The following is a 22,728-nucleotide window of genomic DNA, read 5'->3' on the forward strand; positions in this document are numbered from 1 at the left end:
CCGGCAGTCATTCGTTCGGCCCAACAGCGGGCGCCCTCACCCCTCCGCGGGGACATGGTCGTAGAACACGTACACGCCATGGAGGGGTGGGCCAGTCGTGACCGAGACCGCACGTGCCCTCGGGCCGGGTAACGGGGCCACCCGGCTCGTGCGGCGGCGTTGGGTGCGGCGGGCCGCTCTCGGGATCGGCGTCCTGTGCCTCGCCACCGTCGGGGTCGGGGTCGGGGTCTACGCCAAGCTCGACGGGAACATCACCCCGGACGACGACGCCGCCGCCGAGCTCGCCCGGTACGAGAAGGAGCGGCCCACCTCGCTCGTGCGCGGGGCGCAGAACATCCTGCTGATCGGGTCCGACTCACGGGCCGGGGACGGGAACCGTGAGTACGGACGGGACTCGGGGACCGCGCGGTCGGACACGACGATCCTGTTGCATCTGGCCGCCGACCGCAGAAACGCCACCGCCATGTCCCTGCCGCGCGACCTGATGGTGGACGTGCCGAGTTGTCTGCGGCCGGACGGGAGTCGCGGAAAGCCGGTGTTCACGATGTTCAACCAGGCCTTCCAGCAGGGGGGTTCGGCCTGCACGATCCGTACCGTCGAAAAGCTGACGGACATCCGGATCGACCATCACATGGTCGTCGACTTCCACGGTTTCAAGGACATGGTCGACGCCGTCGACGGGGTCGAGGTCTGCCTGGCGAAGCCGGTCGACGACCGGGAGGCCAGACTGCGGCTGCCCGCCGGGAAGGTGACTCTCGACGGCGAACAGGCGCTCGGGTACGTGCGGGCGCGCAAGTCCCTCGGCAACGGGAGCGACACCGGGCGGATGGACCGGCAGCAGCGTTTCCTCGGGGCGCTCGTCAACAAGGTGCAGAGCGATGACGTCCTGCTGAACCCGGTGAAGCTCTATCCGGTCCTCGACGCCGCGACATCGTCTTTGACGACGGACCCCGCCCTGGCCAGTCTGCGCGGCCTGTATCAATTGGTGCGCGGTATGCGCGACATTCCTACCGAACGTGTGCAGTTCCTGACCGTTCCACGCGAGTCGTACGCCTACGACGCCAATCGCGACCAGTTGATCGAGCCGGCTGCCGGGCGGCTGTTCAAGCGGCTGCGGACGGACTCCCCGGTCACGGTAAGGGCGGAGAAGTCGGTTCCGGGCGATACCTCCACCGCGACTCCCCAGCACACCCGGGTACCCGTTTTTCGCGGGAGCACGGCCGCCCAGGACGTCTGCGGGTAAAGCGCTTGCCAAGTCGGCGAACCTTAGTTCAAGAAAATGGGTGGATTGCCCAGTTGTAGGGACGTGGAATTTGTCACCGCCGTCACTTGACGCCCAACTGGACGGATAGTGTGAGCGATCCGGTGCGTCAGGACACGTGTCGTGTGCACACCGGCAGACCGAGACCCGAGCGCCTTTGGAGGGGGAAAGGCGCCGCGTGGCCCCGACGGAGGATGCAGACAACCGTGGACGCGCAAGGCCGTGGGCAGGCGGGCGACATCGACCCCGCAGACCAGTGGGTGCTCAACCCGAGCACCGGCGAATACGAACTGCGACTGACTCCCTCCGCACCGCAATCAGCGGTCCCGGGACCTCGTCGTCCCGCACCCGCCAACGCGGGTGCGGGACGCGGGCGTTCGGCGGCACCGGAGCGGGAGCAGAACCGAGAGACGCACGGGGTGCCCGGCGCACCCGGCCAGGTACCGCCGCCGAGACGGCGTCGTGGTGTGCCCGAGGAGGATCCGCTGCCCGGGCGGCGCCGTTCGCGCGCCCCGCAGAAGAAGAAGTCGAAGGCCAAGAAGGTACTGCTCTGGACGGGCGGGACCATGGCCTTCGTCATGGTGGCCGCCGCCACGGGCGGCTACTTCTACCTCAAGCACCTTGAGGGCAACGTCCAGACGACGGACATCGGCACGGCGGGCAAGTCCGGCTTCAGCAAGGACGAGGCCTTCAACATCCTCATCATCGGCACGGACAAGCGCACCGGTGCGGGCAACGAGGCCTACGGCGACGCGGGCAGCGTCGGGCACGCGGACACGACGATCCTGCTGCACGTCTCCAAGGACCGGACGAACGCGACCGCGCTGAGCATTCCACGTGACCTGATCGTCGACGTCCCGGACTGTCCGACCATATTGAAGGACGGGTCCGAGAAGATCATCGGCGGCACCCAGAACGTTCGCTTCAACACCAGTCTCGGGCAGGACGAGCGCGACCCGGGCTGCACGATGCGCACGGTGAAGGAGGTCACGGGCATCTCTCCGGACCACTTCATGATGGCCGACTTCAACGCCGTCAAGACGCTGACGACGGCGGTGGGCGGTGTCGAGGTCTGTGTGACCAAGGCCGTCAACGACAAGGAGTCGAAGCTGAAGCTGCCCGCCGGCAAGTCGACGGTCGAGGGAGAGCAGGCGCTCGCCTTCGTCCGTACGCGACACAGCTTCGGCAACCAGGGCGACCTGGACCGGATCAAGGTGCAGCAGCAGTTCCTCGGCTCGCTGATGCGCAAGATGTCCTCCAGCGACACCCTGACCAACCCGGCCAAGCTGCTGAAGCTCGCCGAGGCGGCCACCAAGGCGCTGACCGTGGACACCGGCCTCGGCAAGGTCTCCACGCTCAAGGACGTGGCGCTGGAGCTGAAGAAGGTGCCGACGAAGAACATCACCTTCATGACGGTGCCGGTCATCGACAACCCGGCGGACGGCGTCGTACGCAAGACGGTGATCGTCAACCAGGTCACGGGTCCCGAGGTGTTCAACGCGATCGCCAATGACGTGTCGTTCACCGCCGTCAAGCAGCAGAAGGCCAAGGAGGCGGCTGCCGTCGCCGCCCGCCTCAAGGGCACCAAGTCCGCCCCTGCCGACGTACGGGTGCAGATCCTGAACGGCGGTGCCGTCGCCGGCTCCGCACAGGAGACTCTTAACTACCTGCAGAATGATGAGGGCGTGACCAAGTCCGAGAACGCGGGCAACGCCTCGGCGGAGCTCGCGAAGACCACGCTGGAGTACGCGCCCGCCCAGGCCGACCAGGCCCGGCGGCTGGCCGCCATCATGGGGCTGTCCGGTGCGGCGCTGAAACCCGGCAAGAGTGTGACGAACTCCCAGGGGCTGCCCACCATGACGCTGACCCTGGGCAAGGACTTCAAGGGAGCCGGCGTCTCGCTCACCGCGCCGGCGAAGGCACCGACCGTGGAGGGACAGTCCACGGCGGACAAGGTGAAGTGCGCCAGCTGAGTACACCGATCGACTAGTGGGCGTCTGCGCCAGAAGTTTTTGGTGCGCCGATTGACCTGACAGGCCTGCCTTGCGTCTTACCCGACGCGAGGCAGGCCTGTTCGACGGCGGCGCAAGGGTGGGGAGGCAGGGGAATGACACAGAGCAGTGTGCACGGGGAGGGGACGCGACGAGGCGTCCGGCCTGCTCGGGTTCCGGGGCAACGAGACGGCTCGCACGAGCACGAGCACGAGCACGAGCAGGAGGGTGACTCCGGCGGCGGCGACAGCGGTGGCGGTGGCGGCAACGGGGGCGGTGGTTCGGCGGGAAGACAACGCCGGCCCGGCAGACGCAAGTTGCTGCGCTGGTCGGCGGCGACCCTCTCGGTGCTGATACTCGGCACGGCCGGGGCCGGATACCTGTACTACGAGCACCTGAACAGCAACATCCAGAAGGGCAAGCGCAGCAGCGGCGACTCCAAGGCGGAGAAGACCGAGCCGAACGCGGCCGGGCAGACCCCGCTGAACATCCTGCTGATCGGCTCGGACAGCCGTAACTCCGACGCCAACGTGTCCCTGGGCGGTGACAGGGCCAACCGCGGCAATCCGCCGCTGGGCGATGTCCAGATGCTCGTCCACGTCTCCGCCGACCGCAAGAGCGCGGCCGTGGTGAGCATTCCGCGCGACACCCGCGTCGACATACCCAAGTGCACGGACCCCGACACCGGTGAGAAGTTCGCGGCGACCAACGCGATCATCAACACCTCGCTGGCCCGGGGCGGCGCCGGCTGCACGCTGGCCACCTGGCAGAACCTCACCGGGGTCTACATCGACCACTGGATGACGATCGACTTCGCGGGCGTGGTGAAGATGGCCGACGCCATCGGCGGCGTCGAGGTCTGTGTGAAACAGAACGTGTGGGACCGCCCGCTGCCGGGCGTGTCCGGCGGCTCCGGGCTCAAGCTCAAGGCCGGCAAGCACATGGTCCAGGGCAAGCAGGCACTGCAGTGGCTGCGTACCCGGCACGCCTTCTACAGCGACCTGGGGCGCGCGAAGGCCCAGCACATGTACATGAACTCGATGATCCGCACGCTGAAGGCGCAGAACGTCTTCACGGACGCCGGGCGGCTGACCGGTCTGGCCGAGGCGGCCACGAAGTCCCTGACGGTGTCGGAGGAGCTGGGCACGGTCAAGGAGCTGTACGACCTGGGCATGCAGCTCAAGTCGGTGCCGACCGACCGCATCACGATGACGACGATCCCGACCGTCGAGGACCCGCAGAACGCGAACCATCTGGTGACGGCCGACGCCGACGCCGAGACGATGTGGACGATGCTCCGCGACGACATCGCCTTCGACGGGAAGGGCGGCGCCGCGGCGACGAAGGCTCCGACGGCCGCGGCCTCGGCGACGGCCTCGACGGACCCGGCGGCTGCCCCCGGCAAGATCGGGGTGCTCGTGCAGAACGGCACGCGGACGGCCACGCTGGCCGCCGTCGGCGGCCGGGCGACCGCGATCAGCGGGGTCCTCTCGGGCAAGGGGTTCACGAACGCGGCGGCGGACACCTCCGGTTCGCTGTCCGTGGAGAAGACGGTCGTGCGCTACCCGAGCGCCGATCTGGCGGGCGACGCCCAGCTGGTCGCGAAGTCCCTCGGAATTCCGGCGAGTTCGGTGCGGAAGTCGACGGACGTCTCCGGTGTGACGGTGATCGTGGGCGCCGACTGGCGTGAGGGCGAGGCCTATCCGAAGCAGACGGCTCCGAAGGCCGGCCAACTGCCCGCCAGCGCCGACAAGGTGGTCGGTTCGGACACCGGCGCGTGCATGGACGTCTACTCGCCCTACCGCTGGTAGAGGCGGCGCGCACATGGACGGGGGGCCTGCCGTCAGTGGCTGACGGCAGGCCCCCGTTGTCGTTCAGGCCGCGTTCGCGCCGGCCGGCACCGCCGGCCGACGGGCCGCGATCACCTTCCTGGCAAGCGACTTGGGGCTTGTCAGGAAGCCCCAGCCCCAGCACATGTGCATGGTGGCGAGTGCGACGGGGATCTGCAGCCGGGCCTTCAGGGAGAGTCCCTTGCCGGCCGGAACCGAGCCCGCCGTGATCGCCGCGAGGTAGCCGCCGGGCACCAGGAAGGCCCACGGGGTCAGTACGGCGCCCAGCAGCACGCCCGCCACTATCGCGATCAGGGCGGTGGGCGGAGCGAGGTAGCGCAGGTTGATGGAACCCTCGTGGTAGCGGGCCACGACATGGCGCCAACGGCCGTAGTCCTTGTACTGCTTGGCCAGCGCGCGCACGGAGGGCCTCGGCCGGTACGACACCCTCAGTTCGGGCGAGAACCAGATGAGGCCGCCCGCCTCGCGGATCCGGAAGTTCAGCTCCCAGTCCTGGGCGCGGATGAACTCCACGTTGTAGCCGCCCTGTTGCTCCAGTGCGGCGCGCCGGAAGACTCCGAGGTACACGGTCTCGGCGGGCCCGGCCACGCCTCCCGTGTGGAAGGCGGCGTTGCCGACCCCGATCTTCGAGGTCATCGCGGCGGCCACCGCGTGCTCCCAGGCGTTCTCGCCCTCGGCGTGCATGATCCCGCCGACGTTCTGCGCGCCGGTCTCGTCGAGGAGACGTACGGCGGTCGCGATGTAGTCGGGCGAGAGCATGCCGTGCCCGTCGACGCGTACGACGACGGGGTGGCGGGATGCCTTGATCGCGGCGTTCAGCGCGGCGGGCGTACGGCCGGTCGGATTGGGGACCGTCTGGACGCGCTTGCTCGTGCCGGCCGTTTCCCGTACCAGCTCGGCGGCGATCTCGTCCGTGCGGTCCTTGGACGGACCGAGGGCGATGACGACCTCCATCTCGCCCGCGTACTCCTGGGCGAGGATCGCTTGGACGGCTCCGCGCAGATGCCGCTCCTCGTCGAGGACGGGCATGATCACGGACACGGCGGGCAGCTGCACGTCGGGCTTGGCGTTCATAGGGGGCTCACGTTACCGCGAACGGGGGACACCGACGCGCGCCGCCCGCTTGCCGAACCGGTCCACAGATCGTATGGGCCTACGGTGCTCACGGATCCCACGTTCGGCCCCCTCCGTTCTCCCCCTCTTCCCCCTCGCTCCTCCCCTCGCCGCTCCCCTCCCTCCACCCGTATTTCCTCGGTCTTCCCCTTCCCTCCCCCCGGCCAGCCTTCGCGGAGGTGTCCCCCCATGCCCGCATCCCCCCGCTCCCCCGGTTCGCCGCAGCGCCGGCCACGACCCACGTCCGGGCGCCCGCGTCCCCCCGTACGGCGCAGGAAACCCCGTTGGGCCATGCGGGCGGTGACGACACTGTCCGTCGTCGTGCTCGCCGCGGCCGGGATCGGGCACGCGGTGGTCACCAGCCTCGACGCCGACATCGCCCGGGTCGACCCCTTCAAGGACATGAAGAACCGTCCGCGGGCCGGTCACGGTATGAACGTGCTGCTGGTCGGCACGGACAGCCGGGAGAAGATCAGCGAGGCCGAGCGACGGAAGTACCGGCTCGGCGGGGCGCCCTGCCACTGCACGGACACGATGATGATCGCCCACATCTCGGAGGACCGGGAGCGCGCGAGCGTGGTCAGCCTGCCGCGCGACTCGTACGCCGAGACGCCCCCGCACATCGACCGGACCACCGGACGACGGCACGGCGGGCATGTGATCAAGCTGAACGCGGCGTACGCGGAGGGCGGCCCGAACCTCACCGTGCGGACGGTGGAGAGCATGACGCACGTGAAGATCGACCACTACCTGGAGATCGACTTCACCAGCTTCATGAAGACGGTCGATGTGCTCGGCGGCGTGGAGATCTGTACGCCGCGACCGCTGAAGGACTCCTACACGGGGCTGGACCTGACCGCCGGGAAGCATGAGCTCAACGGCGGGGAGGCCCTGCAGTACGTCCGTTCACGGCACGCCGACGGCTCCTCCGACCTGGGGCGGATGCAGCGCCAGCAACGCTTCATGGCGGCGCTGATCGCACAGTCCACGTCGTCCGGGGTCCTGCTGAACCCGATGAAGTTCCGGGACATCACACGGGCGGTCCTCGGGTCGGTGCGGGCGGACAAGGAGTTCGGCACGGGTGAACTGCTGGACCTCGGGCGGGCCATGCGGAACTTCTCCCCCTCGTCGTCCGAGTTCACGACCGTGCCGATCGGGCGGATGGGGTTCGCCGTCAAGGGCATCGGTTCGACGCTGAAGTGGGACGAGGCGAAGGCGGGCCGGCTGTTCCGGGCCCTGCGCGAGGACGAGCCGCTGGCGGTACGCAAGGGTGGGGGCGGCGGCGGCAGGAAGGGCGCGCCGTTGCGGGTCGAGGTGGCACCGCAGCAGATCCGGGTGCAGGTCGAGAACGGGACCCTCACGGCGGGACTGGGCCGGAAGGTGGACCGGGAGCTGGCCGCGACCGGGTTCCGGACGACGCGGGTGCCGGTGAACGCGCGGCAGCGGGGGTCGGCGACGCGGACGGTGATCGCGTACGACCCCCGGTGGGACCGTTCGGCGAAGTCGCTGGCGGCGGCGTTGCCGGGGAGTTCGCTGCGGGTGGTGCGGGGACAGGGAGCGCTGCTGAAGGTGACTGTCGGGGCGGACTACCGGGGGGTCCGGAAGGTTCGGGTCGGGGAGTTCGGGGTGAGCACGGGGGACGAGGTGGTGTGCCGGTGAATCGGGTGAGGTCGGTGCGGGCCAGGTCTTGTCTCCCACCCGCCCAACCGTTTGCGGTCCGTTAGTCGGCCAGGCCCTCCGCCGCTCTCCGTTCCCTCAGTTCCAGGATCGCCCGCCGCCTCGCCAGGCGGTGGGTGCGGCGGATCTGGGCCTCCTGGCAGCGCCGTTCGTCCCGTTCCGTCTCCGGGAGGACCGGGGGCACGCGGCGGGGTTTGCCGTCGGCGTCCACGGCCGCGAAGACCAGGTAGGCCGAGCCGACCTGCGTCGCGGGCGTCGACTCGTTCCAGCGCTCGGCGAGGACCCGTACCCCGACCTCCATCGAGGTCCGGCCGGTCCAGTTGACCTGTGCCTTCACATGGACCAGGTCGCCCACCCTGACCGGCTCCAGGAACGCCATCTCGTCCATCGACGCCGTGACCGCCGGACCACCGCTGTGCCGGCCGGCCACCGCGCCCGCCGCGTCGTCGACCAGTTTCATGATCACACCGCCGTGCACCGTACCCAGGAGGTTGGTGTCGGCGTGGGTCATGATGTGGCTGAGGGTGGTGCGGGAGGCGGAGGTCGGCTTGCCCGGGGGCGCCGTTTCCGCCCCGCCGGCCTGGTCTGTCATGGCGTCCACCTTATGCCTGACGTACACCTGGGCGATTTGTGTCAGCTTGGCAACAGCACTGTTCCTAATTTCCCTCGACCCTTGTGAAGGGCACAGTCGGGCACTGCACACTGGTCGGCATGAACGATTGGCCCGACGCGTGGTCCGACGACAACCGCAACAACCGGCACGGACGCGGCAGCGCGAACGCACAGCCCGAGGGTGCGCGCGTGATGCGGCAGGTCCAGCGCGGCCAAGGCGGCCAGTACGGCCAGAACCCGAGCGCCCCGCCCTACGGCGGCGGGGTCCCGAAGCAGCAGCCGTACGCCGGTGGCCACGGCCAGGACCCGTACGGAAACGGAAACGGGGACGGCTATGACAGCGGCTACAACACCGGCCAGGTCTACGGCGGCGCCCCGAGCGGCGGCGGACCCGGTGGCGGACAGGGCGGGCCCGGTTCGATGAGTGGCCCCCGCTCGGCCCCGGACTGGCGCAAGCGCATCAAGTGGACCGCGATCACCGTGGTCACGCTCCTGGTCGTGGTGTCCGTCGGTACGTACTTCTGGGCCGACGGCAAGCTGAACCGCCAGGTCGACCTGTCCAAGGTCATCGAGCGGCCGGACGGCGGCAAGGGCACCAACTATCTGATCGTCGGCTCCGACAGCCGTGAGGGCATGTCGGCCGAGGAGAAGAAGGCGCTCCACACCGGCTCCGCCGAGGGCAAGCGCACGGACTCGATGATGATCCTGCACACCGGTGACAACGGGCCGACACTCATCTCCCTCCCCCGTGACTCGGACGTCGAGATCCCCACGTTCGTGGGCTCCGAGTCCGGCAAGACGTACAAGGGCACCGGCAAGCACACCAAGCTGAACGCGGCGTACGCGACGGACGGGCCCGAACTCCTCGTCCGGACGGTCGAGTTCAACACCGGTCTGCGCATCGACCACTACGTGGAGATCGGCTTCGCCGGCTTCGCGAACATCGTGGACGCGGTCGGCGGCGTGGAGCTGACCATCCCCAAGGGCGGGATGAAGGACACGAAGTCCGGCGCCAACTTCACGGCGGGCAAGCAGACCCTCAACGGCGAGCAGGCCCTGGCCTTCGTCCGTACCCGGTACGCCCTCGCGGGCAGCGACCTCGACCGTACGAAGAACCAGCAGAAGTTCCTCGCGGCGCTGGCGAGCCAGACCGCGACGCCGGGCACGATCCTGAACCCGTTCAAGCTGTACCCGACGATGAGCGCGGGCCTCGACACCCTGATCGTCGACAAGGACATGAGCCTGTTCGACCTGGGCGACATGTTCTGGGCGATGAAGGGCGTCACGGGCGGCGACGGCAAGTCCATGAACATGCCGATCTCGGGCTCGACCGGCGGCAACCTCGTCTGGGACAAGACGAAGGTGAAGACACTGGTGACCGAACTGAAGAACGACGACAAGGTCACGGTCTCGGGCAACTGAGCGTCCCCTTGGCAGACGAACGCCCCCGCCCTTGCCGGCGGGGGCGTTCGTCCCTCGGGCTGCGCTGCGATCTCCCTGCTACGGAAGGTTCCTCGCCATCACGATCCGCTGAACCTGATTCGTGCCTTCATAAATCTGGGTGATCTTGGCGTCGCGCATCATCCGCTCCACCGGGTAGTCCCGCGTGTAGCCGTAACCGCCGAGCAGCTGGACCGCGTCCGTGGTGACCTCCATCGCCACGTCCGACGCGAAGCACTTCGCCGCCGCGCCCTGGAAGGTGAGGTCCTTGTCGCCGCGTTCGGACTTCGCCGCGGCCTGGTAGGTCAGGGCGCGGGCCGCCTCGATCTTCATCGCCATGTCGGCCAGCATGAACTGGATGCCCTGGAAGTCGGCGATCGGCTTGCCGAACTGCTTGCGCTCCTTGACGTACCCCTTGGCGTAGTCGAGGGCGCCCTGCGCGATGCCCAGCGCCTGCGCGGCGATCGTGACGCGGGTGTGGTCCAGCGTCTTCATCGCGGTGGCGAAGCCGGTGCCCTCCTCGCCGATCATGCGGTCGGCCGGGATGCGAACGTTGTCGAGGTAGACCTCGCGGGTCGGGCTGCCCTTGATGCCGAGCTTCTTCTCGGGGGCGCCGAAGGAGACGCCCTCGTCGGACTTCTCGACCACGAAGGCCGAAATGCCCTTGCTGCGCTTCGTCGGGTCCGTCACCGCCATCACCGTGTAGTACTCGGACTCGCCCGCGTTGGTGATCCAGCGCTTCACGCCGTTGAGGACGTAGAAGTCGCCGTCGCGGACCGCCCTCGTCTTCATGCCGGCCGCGTCCGAGCCCGCGTCGGGCTCCGAGAGGCAGTAGGAGAACATGCCGTCGCCCTTGGCGAGCGGTGTCATGTACCTCTTCTTCAGCTCCTCCGAGCCGGACAGGATGACGGGGAGGGAGCCGAGCTTGTTCACCGCCGGGATCAGGGACGAGGACGCGCACACCCGTGCGACCTCCTCGATCACGATCACCGTGGCCAGCGCGTCGGCGCCGGCGCCGCCGTACGACTCGGGTACGTGTACCGCGTGCAGGTCGTTGGCCACCAGCGCGTCGTGCGCCTCCTGGGGAAAGCGGGCTTCCTCGTCCACCACGGCGGCGTACGGCAAGATCTTCGCCTCGGCCAGGGAGCGGATCGCGTCGCGGAGCATGTCGTGCTCCTCCGACGGGCGGTACAGGTCGAAATCAGCCGATCCGGCCAAGGTCTCTCACGCTCCAAAGACGCTGTGTGACTGACGCTAACTACCGTTAAGTAACCCTGTAGACAATCCAGATTTTAAGGGCCTGCCCACCCCAGTGATACGTGAGCTTGGCGACAGCTGGGATTCTGCCCGGCTCAGGGGCGCAACAGCCCCTGACAGGCCCGCGACTATGCTCGCCATCGCACACACGACCACACTCCAGGCCGCCCCCCAGGCCATACCCCAGGAGCACCCATGGCTCTCAAGATCACCGTGATCGGCACCGGATACCTCGGCGCCACCCACGCCGCCGCCATGGCCGAACTCGGTTTCGAGGTGCTGGCACTGGATGTGGTCGAGGAGAAGATCGACCTGCTCCGGCGCGGCCAGGCCCCCATGTACGAGCCCGGGCTTGACGAGCTGCTGCGCAGGCATGTCGCCGGGATCGAGGGTTCCACCGGGCGGCTGCGCTTCACCATGGACTGGGCCGAGGTCGCCGCCTTCGGCGACATCCACTTCGTCTGCGTGAACACCCCGCAGAAGCACGGCGAGTACGCCAGCGACATGTCGTACGTCGACGCCGCGATCGAGTCCCTCGCCCCGCACCTGACCGCGCCCGCTCTCGTCGTCGGCAAGTCGACCGTGCCCGTCGGCTCGGCGGACCGGCTCGCCCGGACCATCGCGGGGCTCGCCCCCGCCGGAGCGGACGCCGAGCTGGCCTGGAACCCGGAGTTCCTGCGCGAGGGCTTCGCCGTCCAGGACACGCTGCACCCCGACCGGCTCGTGGTCGGGGTCCGGAGCGAGCGGGCCGAGAAGCTGCTGCGCGAGGTGTACGCCACGCCGATCGAGGAGGGGACGCCGTTCGTCGTCACCGACTTCCCGACCGCCGAGCTGGTGAAGACCTCCGCGAACTCCTTCCTCGCCACCAAGATCTCGTTCATCAACGCCATGGCCGAGGTCTGCGAGGCCGCCGACGGCGATGTGGCGAAACTCGCCGAGGCGATCGGGTACGACGACCGGATCGGCAGGAAGTTCCTGCGGGCCGGGATCGGCTTCGGGGGCGGCTGCCTGCCCAAGGACATCCGGGCGTTCATGGCGCGCGCCGGGGAACTGGGCGCCGACCAGGCGCTGACCTTCCTGCGCGAGATCGACTCGATCAACATGCGTCAGCGCGGCCAGATGGTGGAGCTGGCCCGGCAGGCGCTGGGCGGCGGCCCGTTCCTCGGGAAGCGGGTCGCGGTCCTCGGCGCCACCTTCAAGCCCGACTCGGACGACGTCCGCGACTCGCCGGCCCTCAACGTCGCCGGGCAGATCCACCTCCAGGGCGGCCAGGTGACGGTGTACGACCCGAAGGGCATGGCCAACGCACGCAAGGTCTTCCCGACGCTCGCCTACGCCGACACGGCCATGGAGGCGGTACGGGGCGCCGACGCCGTACTGCACCTGACGGAGTGGCGGGAGTTCCGCGAGCTGGACCCGGCGGCGCTGGGCGAGGCGGTGGCCCACCGGCTCGTCCTGGACGGGCGCAACGCCCTCGACCCGGAGCTGTGGCGGCGGGCCGGGTGGACGTACCGGGCGATGGGGCGTCCGACCGCCTGAACGGGGGCCGGCGCCGGTCGTACGCCCTCGGGAAGAACGCCGGTCCGGCCGAGGCTCAGTCGGCCGGACCGGCGCCCGCTCCATTCTCCACATCCCGGCCACACTTCGGGAAGCGCATTCCACATCCCGGGCGGTCGCTTCTCGCGAAACCGCTACCTGGCGCGGTACCGCCGCATCTTCGCGCGTGCCCCGCACCCCGCCATGGAGCACCAGCGCCGACGCTGGGCGGGGCTGCGGTCGTAGTACGCCCAGTGGCACTCGGGCAGCTCACAGGCCTTGAGGCGCAGCCAGGTGCCGTCGGTGAGCGCCTCGGCGACGGCCGCCGCCACTCGGGAGAGCAGCGGGCCCTCCTCGGCGGCGGTCAGGCGGGCCGAGCCGTCCCGTTCGTCGACGGTCACCAACAGCGGGGCGCGGGACAGCAGTCGACCCAGGGGCGTGACGACCTCGTGCGGTGGATGTCCGGCGTGCGCGAGGCAGACGGCGCGCAGGGACTCGCGCAGTTCCTTCACGGCGGCCAGTTCCCGTTCGGCGATCTCCGCGATACCGAACGCGGCACGCCCCTCGGCGGTGTTCAGCGCGTCCCGGCCCGATTCCAGGCCCCTGGTGTTCACCAGTGCCTCCACGAGGGCCAGCCCTCCGGGCGCGGACCCGATCTCGCTCATACCGGCGACGGTACCTCCTTGCGTTACCTCCTATGCAGGGGCATCCGGTAACCGTTACCGTATGAGGCCCATCAACAGGTAACAGGTAATCCGATACCCGCCGGTATCCGTCATCAGGTGACAACGGAGGAACTCATGCCCATCGCCAAGTTCGACAGCGTCGTCCTGGACTGTCCCGACCCCGGCGCGCTCGCCGCCTTCTACGCCGGGCTGCTGGGCGGCACCCCCGAGGTCGAGGAGGACTGGGTCGACCTGCGGATCCCGGACGGGCCGAAGCTGGCCTTCCAGGCCGCCCCCGGGTACGTACCGCCGAAGTGGCCGTCCACCGACGCCTCGCAGCAGTTCCATCTGGACGTGACCGTGGCCGACCTGGACGCGGCCGAGCGGGAGGTGCTCGCGCGGGGCGCCAAGCCGCTGGACACGGAGGACCGGGCCCGCTCCTTCAGGGTTTACGCGGACCCGGCGGGGCACCCGTTCTGCCTCTGCATCGGCTGAGCGAAGACCACCACAGAGGCAACGAACGGACGGAGCAACCCCCATGCCCGGGACACCCGTAGCCCGCTTCCGGACCGTCGTCCTCGACTGTCCCGAGCCTCGCCCGCTGGCCCGTTTCTACGCCGGGGTCGTCGGCGGTACGCCCGCGGACGAGGACCCCGAGTGGGTCGTCCTCCACGTCCCTGACGGGCCGCGGCTGGCCTTCCAGCGGGCGCCCGGGTACGTCCCGCCCGAGTGGCCGCGGGCCGACCACGGCTCCCAGCAGTTCCATCTCGACCTGGACGCCGGCTCCACCTGGGCGGAGCTGGACGCGGCCGAGGAGGCGGTCCTCGCGCTGGGCGCCCGCCCGCTCGACCTGGACGACCAGGACGGGAAACGGGACTTCAGGGTGTACGCCGATCCGGCGGGGCATCCGTTCTGCCTCTGCCGGGTCGAGCACTCCTGAACAGGCGGGTCAGCCGTCCAGCGCCGCGATCCGGGCCGTCGACGGCTCGCGGCGCTGCTGGGCGGCCTTGGCCGTGAAGTCGGCGCTGCGCAGCACGCGTTGGACGTTCCCCCAGGTGAGAAGGGTGAGGTCGGGTTCGGTCCAGCCTCGGCGCAGGAGTTCGGCGATCAGGTTCGGGTAGCAGGAGGCGTCGCCGAGTTCCTGCGGGTGGGCGCTGCCGGAGTCGTAGGTGCCGGACAGGCCGACGCACTCCGGGCCCGCGACCGCGCGGACGTGGTCGAGATGGTCGGCGACGTCACGGACGGACGGCCCGGTCTGCTCGGCCGTCAGCGGCACCAGGCACAGGCCTCTGGCCGCGCCCAGCTCGGCGAGCGTCTCGTCGGGGAGGTTGGCGGGGTGGGGGCGCAGAGCGCGGGCGGCGGAGCGGGTGCACAGGACCGGCGCCTTGGAGATCGTGACGGCACGGCTGATGGTGGCCGGGGAGGCGCCCGAGAGGTCCGCCAGTACGCCGAGCCGGTTCATCTCACGGACCACTTCCTCGCCGAACCGGGTCAGCCCGGCCTCGCTCGCCCAGGACGTCCCGGAGAGGGTGAGCACGCGCAGGCCCAGGGAGTGCAGGACGCGCAGGATGGCGATCGAGTCGTCGAGGGCGGCCGCGGCGGCGGGCCCGAGGACGACGGCGACCCGTCCGCAGTTGCGCGCGTCGGTGACCTGCCCGGCGGTACCGGCGAGCCGCAGGCCCTCGGGGTGGCTCCGGGCCACGGTCCTGGCCAGGTCGAGCTGTTCCAGGGTGGCGCCCACGGCACGGTCACCGGCGAGGCCCTCCGGGAGGTGCAGCGCCCAGAACAGTGCGCCCACGTGGCCGCGTCGCATCCGGGGCACATCGGTGTCGACGGTGCTCTCACCGAGCTCCAGGTCGTACCAGGGCAGGTGCCGCAACGCCCAGGGCAGCCCGCTGTAGCCGTCGGCCACGGGGTTCGCGGCGAGGAGTGCGTGGGCGCGGTCGAGGGGATCGGCGTCCGGGTCGGCCAGCAGGGCGAGCGCGAGCTCCGCCGCACCGCCGTCGCCGGGCGGTTCGTCGGGGTACTGGTCGGGCTCCGGCAGGGGGACGGTCGAGGCGGCCGGCGGGTCGTAGTCCCCGACCTCGGCTGTGGTGCGCAGTTCGTCCTGCAGGTCGGCCATGACGGGCTCCCGTACGTCGTGATCTACCTCGTGATCGCAATACGGTCACCGTCGCACGGTGGCGGGAGGGCTTCCTGGTGGGTGGGGCGTTCGGGGGTATGTCACAGGAGTCACTCCTCGCTCACTCACCGCACTCTCCCCTCCCGTGCGTGCGAGCTGCGCAACTTCGCCACACTCCGACAGCCGCCGTCGATTAGACATGTGTCGATTGGGTACGCCCATTACGAAGGCAGCGGCTTGCTTATAGCCATTCGAGTGACGCCGATTCGAAGTGCGCGGGTTGACGTAACGCTAGTCGACCTACTAACGATGAAAGGTTCGGCACGACACGTGCCTAAATGCCGCTGTCAAGATTATTAGGGAGCATCATGCCCACGGCCGTGGACCCGAGTCTCAATCGCCGCAAGCTGCGACTGGCGCTGAAGACAGCCCGCGACAAACGCGGTCTGACGCAGCGCGACGCGGCCGACGCGCTCGAGTGGTCGCTGTCCAAGCTGATCCGCATCGAGGCGGGCACGGTCAGTCTGTCCGTCACGGACCTGCGCGCGATGCTCCTCGAGTACGGCGTGGATGACCCCACGGTCGTCGCGGACCTGGAAGAGGCTGCCAGAGGCAGCAAGGGGCAGTCCTGGTGGTCCGCGTACAACGACGTCATCAGCCAGCCGTTCAACCAATACCTGGGCTACGAAAGCGCGGCGAACGTCATCCGGGGCTACCACCCGAGTCTCATTCCGGGCCAGTTGCAGATCTCGGACTACATCAGCGCGCTCTTCGAGGTCGGCGAACCCGTCGCGAAGGCGAGGCAACTCATCGACCTGCGGCTGGCCCGGCAGGAGAGGGCCCTCCAGGAGGACGGCCCCCGAGTCGAGATGATCCTGGACGAGGCTGCCCTGCGCCGCCAGATCGGCGGCCCGGCGACCATGCGGCGCCAACTTGCCTTCCTCAAGAGTCTTGTCACCGACGAGCGCGCCGTCCTGCGGATCCTGCCGCTCACCGCCGGCGCGCATGCCAGCCTGGACAGCAGCTTCACCCTCCTGGGCTTCCGCGACGACGAGGACGTCGTGTATGTCGCCGGCCCCGGCGGCACGCTCACCAACCGGGACGACCGGGAGTTGGTCGCCCGCTACCAGGAATGCTTCGAGGATCTACAGAACAAGGCACTCGCCGAGGAGGACACGATGTCATTCCTCGACGATCTGATCGAGAACTTCCACCGCTCCTGATACCCAGTCAGTGTGCGCTTAGGCCCGGGGGACACCATGACCAGCGACGACGAGTGCAAGGGACCGGAGTTGGATCCCGGCCGCTCTCGCCGCACCGGGCCCAGCTACAACATCTTCCTGGAGTCGGGAGCCACTGCCGACGAAGGCGCCGGAACTCCTGCCCGCCCGCCCGGTCACCGGCGCGGGCGGGTCGATGGCGAGACCGTCAACGCGCTCAGGCTTCTGCGCAATCTCGCGGGACTGGTCGTGTTCTCCTCGGCCACCCTGCCTCTGGTGGCCTTCGCCGGTGTCGGGATGGGTATGCCGCCCTGGTTCTGCCTGGCCATCGCCTTCGGAGGAGGACCTCTCACGATCTGGGCGTTCGTCAGGACCTTCGAGACGGTACGTTCCTCGCTGCCGGACGGACCAGAAGATCCACCGTCCAGTGGCGGGCCGTAGCCGGTGAGCGCACCCACCACCAACCCGCAGCCGCGGACACCGTGACAAGCACCGTCAGCCACATCACGAGGCGCATCCACGAACTTCCGCCCAGCAGCGAGACACCTGCCCCGGCGGCCATGGCGAGCACACCGGTCACGACGCAGTACCCGGCCAGCCCGGGATAGCCGGTCACCTGGTCTCGGCGTTCGCCGCTCATCTCACATCCTGTGTACTCGGTCCGCGTCACCACTGCGTCATACGTGGTCCCGCCCGGTTGAGTCCGGGAGAAGAAACAACGCTATCGCCGCCCGCCAGGCATCCGCGGTAAAGCTCACTGGCACGCTGCCGGGTCGTTTGGAATCACGCACCCGGACCGTCCCGGGAAGCACGGCAACCTCGCAGCAGTTCGGCTCCGGGTTAGCGCTGTAGCTGCTCTTCCGCCAAACGACCGCACCCCGATCCGCAGCCAACGCCGCCCCCTCCAACTCTCGCCCCGCTCCGAGAAACGCCGAACGTGCCTAGGGTTCTTACCCGTTGTGGCCATGGTTCAACAGACGGTCGCCCCTCTGGCGTGTTCTGAGGGTTCAGGCACCCCTCACCCGTCCAACTCCCCCAACGTCGCGTTGGAAGGCCCACGCCTCCCTTGCGCCTCACGCGCCACATCCTCCGCCGCCCCCAGCACCCGCACCGCGTTCCCCCAGGTCAGCTTGGCCAGGTCGTCCTTCGACCAGCCCCGGTCCAGCAGCTCCGCGATCAGGTTCGGATAACCGGAGACGTCGTTCAACCCGTCCGGGGTGAACGCCGTGCCGTCGTAGTCGCCGCCGATGCCCAGGTGGTCGATTCCGGCCACCTCGCGCATGTGGTCCAGGTGGTCTGCGACCGTCGAGACCGTGGCGACCGGGCGCGGGTTGGTCTCCTCGAACGACCGGTGGACCTTCATCGCCTCGGGGGTCGTGGCGAGATGGTGGAAGCCGTGGGCGCGCATGTTGTCGTCCGCGGCGGCCGTCCAGTCGACGGCGGCCTGGAGCACGAACTTCGGTACGAACGTCACCATCGCCATCCCGCCGTTGACGGGCAGGCGTTCCAGCACGTCGTCGGGGATGTTGCGCGGGTGGTCGCACACCGCGCGCGAGGAGGAGTGCGAGAAGATCACCGGTGCGACGGAGGTGTCCAGCGCGTCCCGCATCGTCGTCGCGGCGACATGCGAGAGGTCGACCAGCATGCCGAGGCGGTTCATCTCCCGGACGACCTCACGGCCGAACTCCGACAGTCCGCCGACGCCCGGCTCGTCCGTCGCCGAGTCCGCCCAGGCCACGTTGTCGTTGTGGGTGAGGGTCATGTAGCGCACGCCCAGCGTGTACAACCCCCGCAGCGTGCCCAGGGAGTTGGCGATCGAGTGACCGCCCTCGGCGCCCATGAGGGAGGCGATCCGGCCCTCGCGCCGGCCCGCCTCCATGTCGGCGGCCGTCAGCGCGGGCCGCAGATCGTCCTCGTACCGCTCGATCAACCGGCGTACGCAGTCGATCTGTTCGAGGGTCGCCGGCACCGCGTCCGGCAGGTCCGAGCGGACGTACACCGACCAGTACTGCGCACCCACCCCGCCCTCGCGAAGGCGCGGGATGTCGGTGTGCAGGTGGGCGTGCTGGGCGGTGGCGATGTCGCGGGCGTCGAGGTCGTAGCGGACCTGCTCACGCAGCGCCCACGGGAGGTCGTTGTGGCCGTCGACGACCGGGAACTCGCGCAGGAGTTCCCGGGCCCGCTCCAGTGAGCTCACGGACGTCACTTCCCGAAACCGAAGCCGCCGCCACCCGAGCCGCTCTCGACCTTGGCGCGCAGCCGCTTGCCCTTCTCGGTGGCCTGGTCGTTCAGTTCCTGCTGGAACTCCCGCATCCGGCCGAGGAGTTCCTCGTCGTGCGAGGCCAGGATGCGGGCCGCCAGCAGGCCCGCGTTGCGCGCGCCGCCGACCGAGACCGTGGCGACCGGCACACCGGCCGGCATCTGCACGATCGACAGCAACGAGTCCATGCCGTCGAGGTACTTGAGCGGGACCGGGACGCCGATCACCGGGAGCGGGGTCACGGACGCCAGCATGCCGGGCAGGTGGGCCGCGCCGCCCGCGCCCGCGATGATCGCCTTCAGCCCGCGGTCGGCGGCCTGCTCGCCGTACGTGATCATCTCGCGCGGCATGCGGTGCGCGGAGAGGACGTCGACCTCGTACGCGATCTCGAACTCGTCGAGGGCCTGGGCGGCTGCCTCCATGACGGGCCAGTCGGAGTCCGAACCCATGACGATGCCTACAACGGGGCTCATTCTGTGATCGTGCCTCTCAGGTAGCCGGCTGCGTGACGGGCGCGCTCCAGCACGTCGTCCAGGTCGTCGCCGTAGGTGTTGACGTGGCCGACCTTGCGGCCGGGCTTCACGTCCTTGCCGTACATGTGGATCTTCAGCTGGGGGTCGCGGGCCATGCAGTGCAGGTACGCGGAGTACATGTCGGGGAAGTCGCCGCCCAGGACGTTCGCCATGACCGTCCACTTCGCGCGCGGTCGAGGGTCGCCGAGCGGGAGGTCGAGGACCGCGCGGACGTGGTTGGCGAACTGCGACGTGATCGCGCCGTCCATCGTCCAGTGGCCCGAGTTGTGTGGGCGCATCGCCAGTTCGTTGACGAGGATGCGACCGTCGCGCGTCTCGAACAGCTCGACGGCGAGGTGGCCGACGACGCCGAGTTCCTTGGCGATGCCCAGGGCCAGCTCCTGGGCCTGGAGGGCCAGCTCCTCCGCGATCCCGGGCGCCGGGGCGATGACCGTGTCGCACACGCCGTCGACCTGCTGCGATTCGACGACCGGGTAGGCGACGGCCTGGCCGTGCGGGGAGCGGACGACGTTCGCCGCCAGTTCCCGTACGAAGTCGACCTTCTCCTCGGCCAGGACCGGCACGCCGGCCCGGAAGGGGTCGGCCGCGTCCTCCGCCGACCGGACGACCCACACACCCTTGCCGTCGTAGCCTCCGCGGACCGTCTTGAGGACGACCGGGAAGCCGTCCCCCTCCTCGGCGAAAGCCACCACGTCCTCGGGATCGCGCACGATCCGGTGCCGTGGGCACGGCACCCCGATCTCGTCGAGCTTCGCCCGCATCACGCCCTTGTCCTGGGCGTGCACGAGCGCGTCGGGGCCGGGGCGGACGGGGATGCCATCCGCCTCCAGGGCCCGAAGATGCTCGGTCGGGACGTGCTCGTGATCGAAAGTGATCACATCGCACCCCTGTGCGAACGCGCGCAGCGTCTCCAGGTCGCGGTAGTCGCCGACGACGACATCACCGACCACCTGCGCCGCGGAATCCTGCGGGGTGTCACTGAGGACCTTGAACCTGATGCCGAGCGGGATGCCCGCCTCGTGTGTCATACGAGCGAGCTGCCCCCCGCCGACCATGCCGACTACCGGGAACGTCACCCGCCAAGAGTATCGGCCCGGCCATCCCGGCCTGAATTGCACGCATTACACGCCTGTGACTCGATGCGCACAGGCAACCCCCAGAGGGGGTGGTTAGCATGGCTGGGTTGACGAAATCCCACACTGCGATCCCACAGACGGGGGCCGACAGACCATGGAACGTAGTTCCAAACGTGGTTCCACCGGTGGTTCCGACGGGCTTCATACCCCGCCCCGGAGCGCCGTACGCCGACGATTCGACCAGTTCGCGGCCGAGGTGGCGAAGTTCGGGGCGGTGGGCACGGCGGGGCTTCTCGTCAACCTGCTCGTGTTCAACCTGGTGCGCACGACGACCGATCTCCCGGTGGTCCGGGCCAGTGTGACCGCGACGGTCGTCGCGATCTGCTCGAACTACGTCGGCTTCCGCTACTTCACGTACCGGGACCGCGACAAGAGCGGCCGTACGAAGGAACTCACGCTGTTCCTGCTGTTCAGCGCGGTCGGACTGGTCATCGAGAACGGCGTGCTCTACGCGGCGACGTACGGGTTCGGCCTGGACAGCCCGCTGCAGAGCAACGTCTTCAAGTTCGTCGGGATCGGGGTCGCGACCCTGTTCCGGTTCTGGTCGTACCGTACGTGGGTGTTCCGTACGCTTCCGGCGCGCGAGGCGGTGGCCAGCGCGGAGTCGTTCCTGGAGCCTCTCCCTGAGGGACGGACGATTCCGGAGCGCCGAAACCAGCACCAGCGGGTGGGTTGAGCGGTCCGATCCAGTGCGGCACCGTTGTGGCTTGTCGCGCAGTTCCTCGCGCCCCTTAGGGGCGCTTACCTGAGGGAGCGCTTTATCGGACCGTCCGCTCCTCGTCGTCCCCCTGCGGCTTCTTCAGCGGTGTCCGGGACAGGAAGAGGCCGAAGACCGGTGGCTGGGCCTGGAGCATCTCCAGGCGGCCCGCGTCGGCCTCCGCGAGGTCGCGGGCGACGGCGAGGCCGATACCGGTGGAGTTGCGGCCGCTGATCGCCCGCTCGAAGATCCGGGCGCCGAGGTCGGCCGGGACGCCGGGCCCCTCGTCCGTGACCTCGATCACGGCCTGGTTGCCGATGACGCGGGTGCGCAGCGCGACCGTGCCGCCGCCGTGCATGAGGGAGTTCTCGATCAGCGCGGCCAGTACCTGCGCGACCGCCCCCGGGGTGCCCACGGCCTGCAGGTGCCGCTTGCCGGAGCTGACTATGGCGCGGCCCTCACCGCGGTAGGCGGGGCGCCACTCGGCGAGCTGCTGCTGGATGACCTCGTCGAGGTCGAAGGAGACGGCGGAGCCGGTGCGCGGGTCGCGGGAGTTGGTGAGGAGTCGTTCGACGACGTCCGTGAGGCGTTCGACCTGCGTGAGCGCGATGGTGGCCTCCTCCTTCACCGTGTCCGGGTCGTCGGTGAGGGTGATCTCCTCAAGGCGCATGGAGAGTGCGGTGAGGGGCGTACGCAGCTGGTGCGAGGCGTCCGCCGCCAGTCGGCGTTCGGCGGTGAGCATCCGGGCGATACGTTCCGCCGAGCTGTCCAGCACATCCGCGACCCGGTCGAGCTCCGGGACGCCGTACCGCTTGTGACGGGGGCGCGGGTCGCCCGAGCCGAGGCGTTCGGCGGTCTCGGCGAGGTCGGTGAGCGGCGAGGCGAGCCGGTTGGCCTGCCGTACGGCGAGCAGGACGGCGGCGATGACGGCGAGCAGGGCGACGGCGCCGATGATCAGCAGGGTCCGGCCGACCTCACGGGTCACGGAGGAGCGGGGTTCCTCGACCCGGACGGTCTCGCCCTCCTCGCCGTCCTCCTCGGCGGAGATGACGTCACCGACGGGCTGGTCCCCGACCTCGATGGGCGCGCGGCCGGGGATGCGCACCACGGCGTACCGGTCGCCGGTGACCAGGCCGCCCAGCACCTTGGAGTTGATCTGCTCGTCGCCGAGGATGCGACTGTCGACGATGCTGGCCAGCCGCACGGCCTCGGAGTCCACCCGTTCCTGGGCGCTGGAGCTGATGGTCCGCGTCTCGACGATGACGAGGGACACCCCGAAGACGGCGATCACGACGAGCACTACGGCAAGGGTGGACTGGATCAGACGACGACGCACGGCCCCTCCGGGCGGCTGATGA

21 protein-coding genes are annotated in these 22,728 nt (G+C 69.4%); 11 read left to right on the forward strand and 10 right to left on the reverse strand.

Features of this window, described 5'->3' with window-relative positions; all coding sequences use genetic code 11:
• The first annotated feature begins 97 nt into the window (after positions 1-97).
• The 3 genes from PV734_RS28115 to PV734_RS28125 all read left to right on the forward strand — a co-directional run bounded on the left by PV734_RS28115 (position 98) and on the right by PV734_RS28125 (position 5,063).
• A complete protein-coding gene (locus tag PV734_RS28115; protein ID WP_319292562.1) occupies positions 98-1,243 on the forward strand; it encodes an LCP family protein in 1,146 nt (381 codons plus the stop codon).
• A 224-nt stretch (positions 1,244-1,467) separates the two neighbouring features.
• Positions 1,468-3,234 carry an LCP family protein gene (locus PV734_RS28120; protein ID WP_319292563.1) on the forward strand — a complete coding sequence of 589 codons (1,767 nt, stop codon included), beginning with the start codon at positions 1,468-1,470 and terminating at the stop codon, positions 3,232-3,234.
• Between the two features lie 134 nt (positions 3,235-3,368).
• Positions 3,369-5,063, forward strand: a complete 1,695-nt coding sequence (locus PV734_RS28125; protein WP_319292564.1) for an LCP family protein — start codon at positions 3,369-3,371, stop codon at positions 5,061-5,063.
• Between the two features lie 63 nt (positions 5,064-5,126).
• On the opposite strand, the gene PV734_RS28130 is transcribed toward PV734_RS28125, so the two are convergent.
• Positions 5,127-6,176 carry a glycosyltransferase family 2 protein gene (locus tag PV734_RS28130; RefSeq protein ID WP_319096842.1) on the reverse strand — a complete coding sequence of 350 codons (1,050 nt, stop codon included), beginning with the start codon at positions 6,174-6,176 and terminating at the stop codon, positions 5,127-5,129.
• Positions 6,177-6,506: 330 nt separating this feature from the next.
• Between PV734_RS28130 and PV734_RS28135 the strand changes: the two genes are divergently transcribed.
• Positions 6,507-7,874 (forward strand): LCP family protein, encoded by a 1,368-nt coding sequence (locus PV734_RS28135; RefSeq protein WP_319292565.1) that lies wholly within the window; start codon positions 6,507-6,509, stop codon positions 7,872-7,874.
• Positions 7,875-7,935: 61 nt separating this feature from the next.
• Here the strand turns inward: PV734_RS28135 and PV734_RS28140 are convergent, their stop codons facing one another.
• Complete coding sequence (locus tag PV734_RS28140; RefSeq protein ID WP_319096838.1) at positions 7,936-8,484, reverse strand: acyl-CoA thioesterase; 549 nt, start codon at positions 8,482-8,484, stop codon at positions 7,936-7,938.
• A 119-nt stretch (positions 8,485-8,603) separates the two neighbouring features.
• Between PV734_RS28140 and PV734_RS28145 the strand changes: the two genes are divergently transcribed.
• A complete protein-coding gene (locus tag PV734_RS28145) occupies positions 8,604-9,926 on the forward strand; it encodes an LCP family protein (protein WP_319292566.1) in 1,323 nt (440 codons plus the stop codon).
• 78 nt (positions 9,927-10,004) lie between these two features.
• On the opposite strand, the gene PV734_RS28150 is transcribed toward PV734_RS28145, so the two are convergent.
• Positions 10,005-11,162, reverse strand: a complete 1,158-nt coding sequence (locus tag PV734_RS28150) for an acyl-CoA dehydrogenase (RefSeq protein ID WP_319096836.1) — start codon at positions 11,160-11,162, stop codon at positions 10,005-10,007.
• Between the two features lie 234 nt (positions 11,163-11,396).
• On the opposite strand from PV734_RS28150, the gene PV734_RS28155 reads away from it, so the two are divergent.
• On the forward strand, positions 11,397-12,740 hold the full coding sequence (locus tag PV734_RS28155; RefSeq protein ID WP_319096835.1) for a UDP-glucose/GDP-mannose dehydrogenase family protein: 1,344 nt from the start codon (positions 11,397-11,399) through the stop codon (positions 12,738-12,740).
• 152 nt (positions 12,741-12,892) lie between these two features.
• Here the strand turns inward: PV734_RS28155 and PV734_RS28160 are convergent, their stop codons facing one another.
• Positions 12,893-13,402 carry a CGNR zinc finger domain-containing protein gene (locus PV734_RS28160; protein ID WP_319292567.1) on the reverse strand — a complete coding sequence of 170 codons (510 nt, stop codon included), beginning with the start codon at positions 13,400-13,402 and terminating at the stop codon, positions 12,893-12,895.
• A gap of 135 nt (positions 13,403-13,537) precedes the next feature.
• On the opposite strand from PV734_RS28160, the gene PV734_RS28165 reads away from it, so the two are divergent.
• Together PV734_RS28165 and PV734_RS28170 are read left to right on the forward strand one after the other, a co-directional pair.
• Positions 13,538-13,897, forward strand: a complete 360-nt coding sequence (locus tag PV734_RS28165; protein WP_319096830.1) for a VOC family protein — start codon at positions 13,538-13,540, stop codon at positions 13,895-13,897.
• Positions 13,898-13,940: 43 nt separating this feature from the next.
• Positions 13,941-14,342 (forward strand): VOC family protein, encoded by a 402-nt coding sequence (locus PV734_RS28170; protein WP_319096828.1) that lies wholly within the window; start codon positions 13,941-13,943, stop codon positions 14,340-14,342.
• A gap of 9 nt (positions 14,343-14,351) precedes the next feature.
• On the opposite strand, the gene PV734_RS28175 is transcribed toward PV734_RS28170, so the two are convergent.
• Positions 14,352-15,524, reverse strand: coding sequence for a dipeptidase (locus tag PV734_RS28175; RefSeq protein ID WP_319096827.1), 1,173 nt, complete (start codon positions 15,522-15,524; stop codon positions 14,352-14,354).
• Between the two features lie 368 nt (positions 15,525-15,892).
• Here PV734_RS28175 and PV734_RS28180 point away from each other — a divergent pair, with 368 nt between their 5' ends.
• Together PV734_RS28180 and PV734_RS28185 are read left to right on the forward strand one after the other, a co-directional pair.
• Positions 15,893-16,747, forward strand: a complete 855-nt coding sequence (locus PV734_RS28180; protein ID WP_319096826.1) for a helix-turn-helix transcriptional regulator — start codon at positions 15,893-15,895, stop codon at positions 16,745-16,747.
• A 36-nt stretch (positions 16,748-16,783) separates the two neighbouring features.
• The gene (locus PV734_RS28185) at positions 16,784-17,185 is read left to right on the forward strand and encodes a hypothetical protein (RefSeq protein ID WP_319292568.1); all 402 of its coding nucleotides are present in this window, start codon (positions 16,784-16,786) and stop codon (positions 17,183-17,185) included.
• Positions 17,186-17,421: 236 nt separating this feature from the next.
• Here the strand turns inward: PV734_RS28185 and PV734_RS28190 are convergent, their stop codons facing one another.
• The 4 genes from PV734_RS28190 to PV734_RS28205 all read right to left on the reverse strand — a co-directional run bounded on the left by PV734_RS28190 (position 17,422) and on the right by PV734_RS28205 (position 20,613).
• The gene (locus PV734_RS28190; RefSeq protein ID WP_319198816.1) at positions 17,422-17,652 is read right to left on the reverse strand and encodes a DUF397 domain-containing protein; all 231 of its coding nucleotides are present in this window, start codon (positions 17,650-17,652) and stop codon (positions 17,422-17,424) included.
• A gap of 110 nt (positions 17,653-17,762) precedes the next feature.
• Positions 17,763-18,941, reverse strand: coding sequence for a dipeptidase (locus PV734_RS28195; RefSeq protein ID WP_415924276.1), 1,179 nt, complete (start codon positions 18,939-18,941; stop codon positions 17,763-17,765).
• A gap of 5 nt (positions 18,942-18,946) precedes the next feature.
• On the reverse strand, positions 18,947-19,477 hold the full coding sequence (purE, locus tag PV734_RS28200) for a 5-(carboxyamino)imidazole ribonucleotide mutase (protein WP_319096817.1): 531 nt from the start codon (positions 19,475-19,477) through the stop codon (positions 18,947-18,949).
• Entirely contained in the window at positions 19,474-20,613 is a 1,140-nt protein-coding gene (locus PV734_RS28205; RefSeq protein ID WP_319096815.1) for a 5-(carboxyamino)imidazole ribonucleotide synthase, read from the reverse strand. The genes purE and PV734_RS28205 overlap by 4 nt, the downstream gene beginning before the upstream one ends.
• 154 nt (positions 20,614-20,767) lie before the next feature.
• Here PV734_RS28205 and PV734_RS28210 point away from each other — a divergent pair, with 154 nt between their 5' ends.
• Positions 20,768-21,349 (forward strand): GtrA family protein, encoded by a 582-nt coding sequence (locus tag PV734_RS28210; protein ID WP_319096814.1) that lies wholly within the window; start codon positions 20,768-20,770, stop codon positions 21,347-21,349.
• Positions 21,350-21,431: 82 nt separating this feature from the next.
• On the opposite strand, the gene PV734_RS28215 is transcribed toward PV734_RS28210, so the two are convergent.
• A complete protein-coding gene (locus PV734_RS28215) occupies positions 21,432-22,706 on the reverse strand; it encodes an ATP-binding protein (RefSeq protein ID WP_319096813.1) in 1,275 nt (424 codons plus the stop codon).
• Between the last annotated feature and the right edge of the window lie 22 nt (positions 22,707-22,728).

This window comes from Streptomyces sp. AK08-02, assembly GCF_033795085.1.
In the GTDB taxonomy this organism is placed as follows: domain Bacteria; phylum Actinomycetota; class Actinomycetes; order Streptomycetales; family Streptomycetaceae; genus Streptomyces; species Streptomyces echiniscabiei.

Bases quoted from the DNA above. Each gene is read 5' to 3' on its own strand.
- purE (WP_319096817.1), bottom strand. From the start codon at position 19,477: ATGAGCCCCGTTGTAGGCATCGTCATGGGTTCGGACTCCGACTGGCCC.
- PV734_RS28125 (WP_319292564.1), top strand. From the start codon at position 3,369: ATGACACAGAGCAGTGTGCACGGGGAGGGGACGCGACGAGGCGTCCGG.
- PV734_RS28140 (WP_319096838.1), bottom strand. From the start codon at position 8,484: ATGACAGACCAGGCCGGCGGGGCGGAAACGGCGCCCCCGGGCAAGCCG.
- PV734_RS28155 (WP_319096835.1), top strand. From the start codon at position 11,397: ATGGCTCTCAAGATCACCGTGATCGGCACCGGATACCTCGGCGCCACC.
- PV734_RS28135 (WP_319292565.1), top strand. From the start codon at position 6,507: ATGCGGGCGGTGACGACACTGTCCGTCGTCGTGCTCGCCGCGGCCGGG.
- PV734_RS28180 (WP_319096826.1), top strand. From the start codon at position 15,893: ATGCCCACGGCCGTGGACCCGAGTCTCAATCGCCGCAAGCTGCGACTG.
- PV734_RS28210 (WP_319096814.1), top strand. From the start codon at position 20,768: ATGGAACGTAGTTCCAAACGTGGTTCCACCGGTGGTTCCGACGGGCTT.
- PV734_RS28160 (WP_319292567.1), bottom strand. From the start codon at position 13,402: ATGAGCGAGATCGGGTCCGCGCCCGGAGGGCTGGCCCTCGTGGAGGCA.
- PV734_RS28170 (WP_319096828.1), top strand. From the start codon at position 13,941: ATGCCCGGGACACCCGTAGCCCGCTTCCGGACCGTCGTCCTCGACTGT.
- PV734_RS28130 (WP_319096842.1), bottom strand. From the start codon at position 6,176: ATGAACGCCAAGCCCGACGTGCAGCTGCCCGCCGTGTCCGTGATCATG.
- PV734_RS28165 (WP_319096830.1), top strand. From the start codon at position 13,538: ATGCCCATCGCCAAGTTCGACAGCGTCGTCCTGGACTGTCCCGACCCC.
- PV734_RS28185 (WP_319292568.1), top strand. From the start codon at position 16,784: ATGACCAGCGACGACGAGTGCAAGGGACCGGAGTTGGATCCCGGCCGC.
- PV734_RS28175 (WP_319096827.1), bottom strand. From the start codon at position 15,524: ATGGCCGACCTGCAGGACGAACTGCGCACCACAGCCGAGGTCGGGGAC.
- PV734_RS28145 (WP_319292566.1), top strand. From the start codon at position 8,604: ATGAACGATTGGCCCGACGCGTGGTCCGACGACAACCGCAACAACCGG.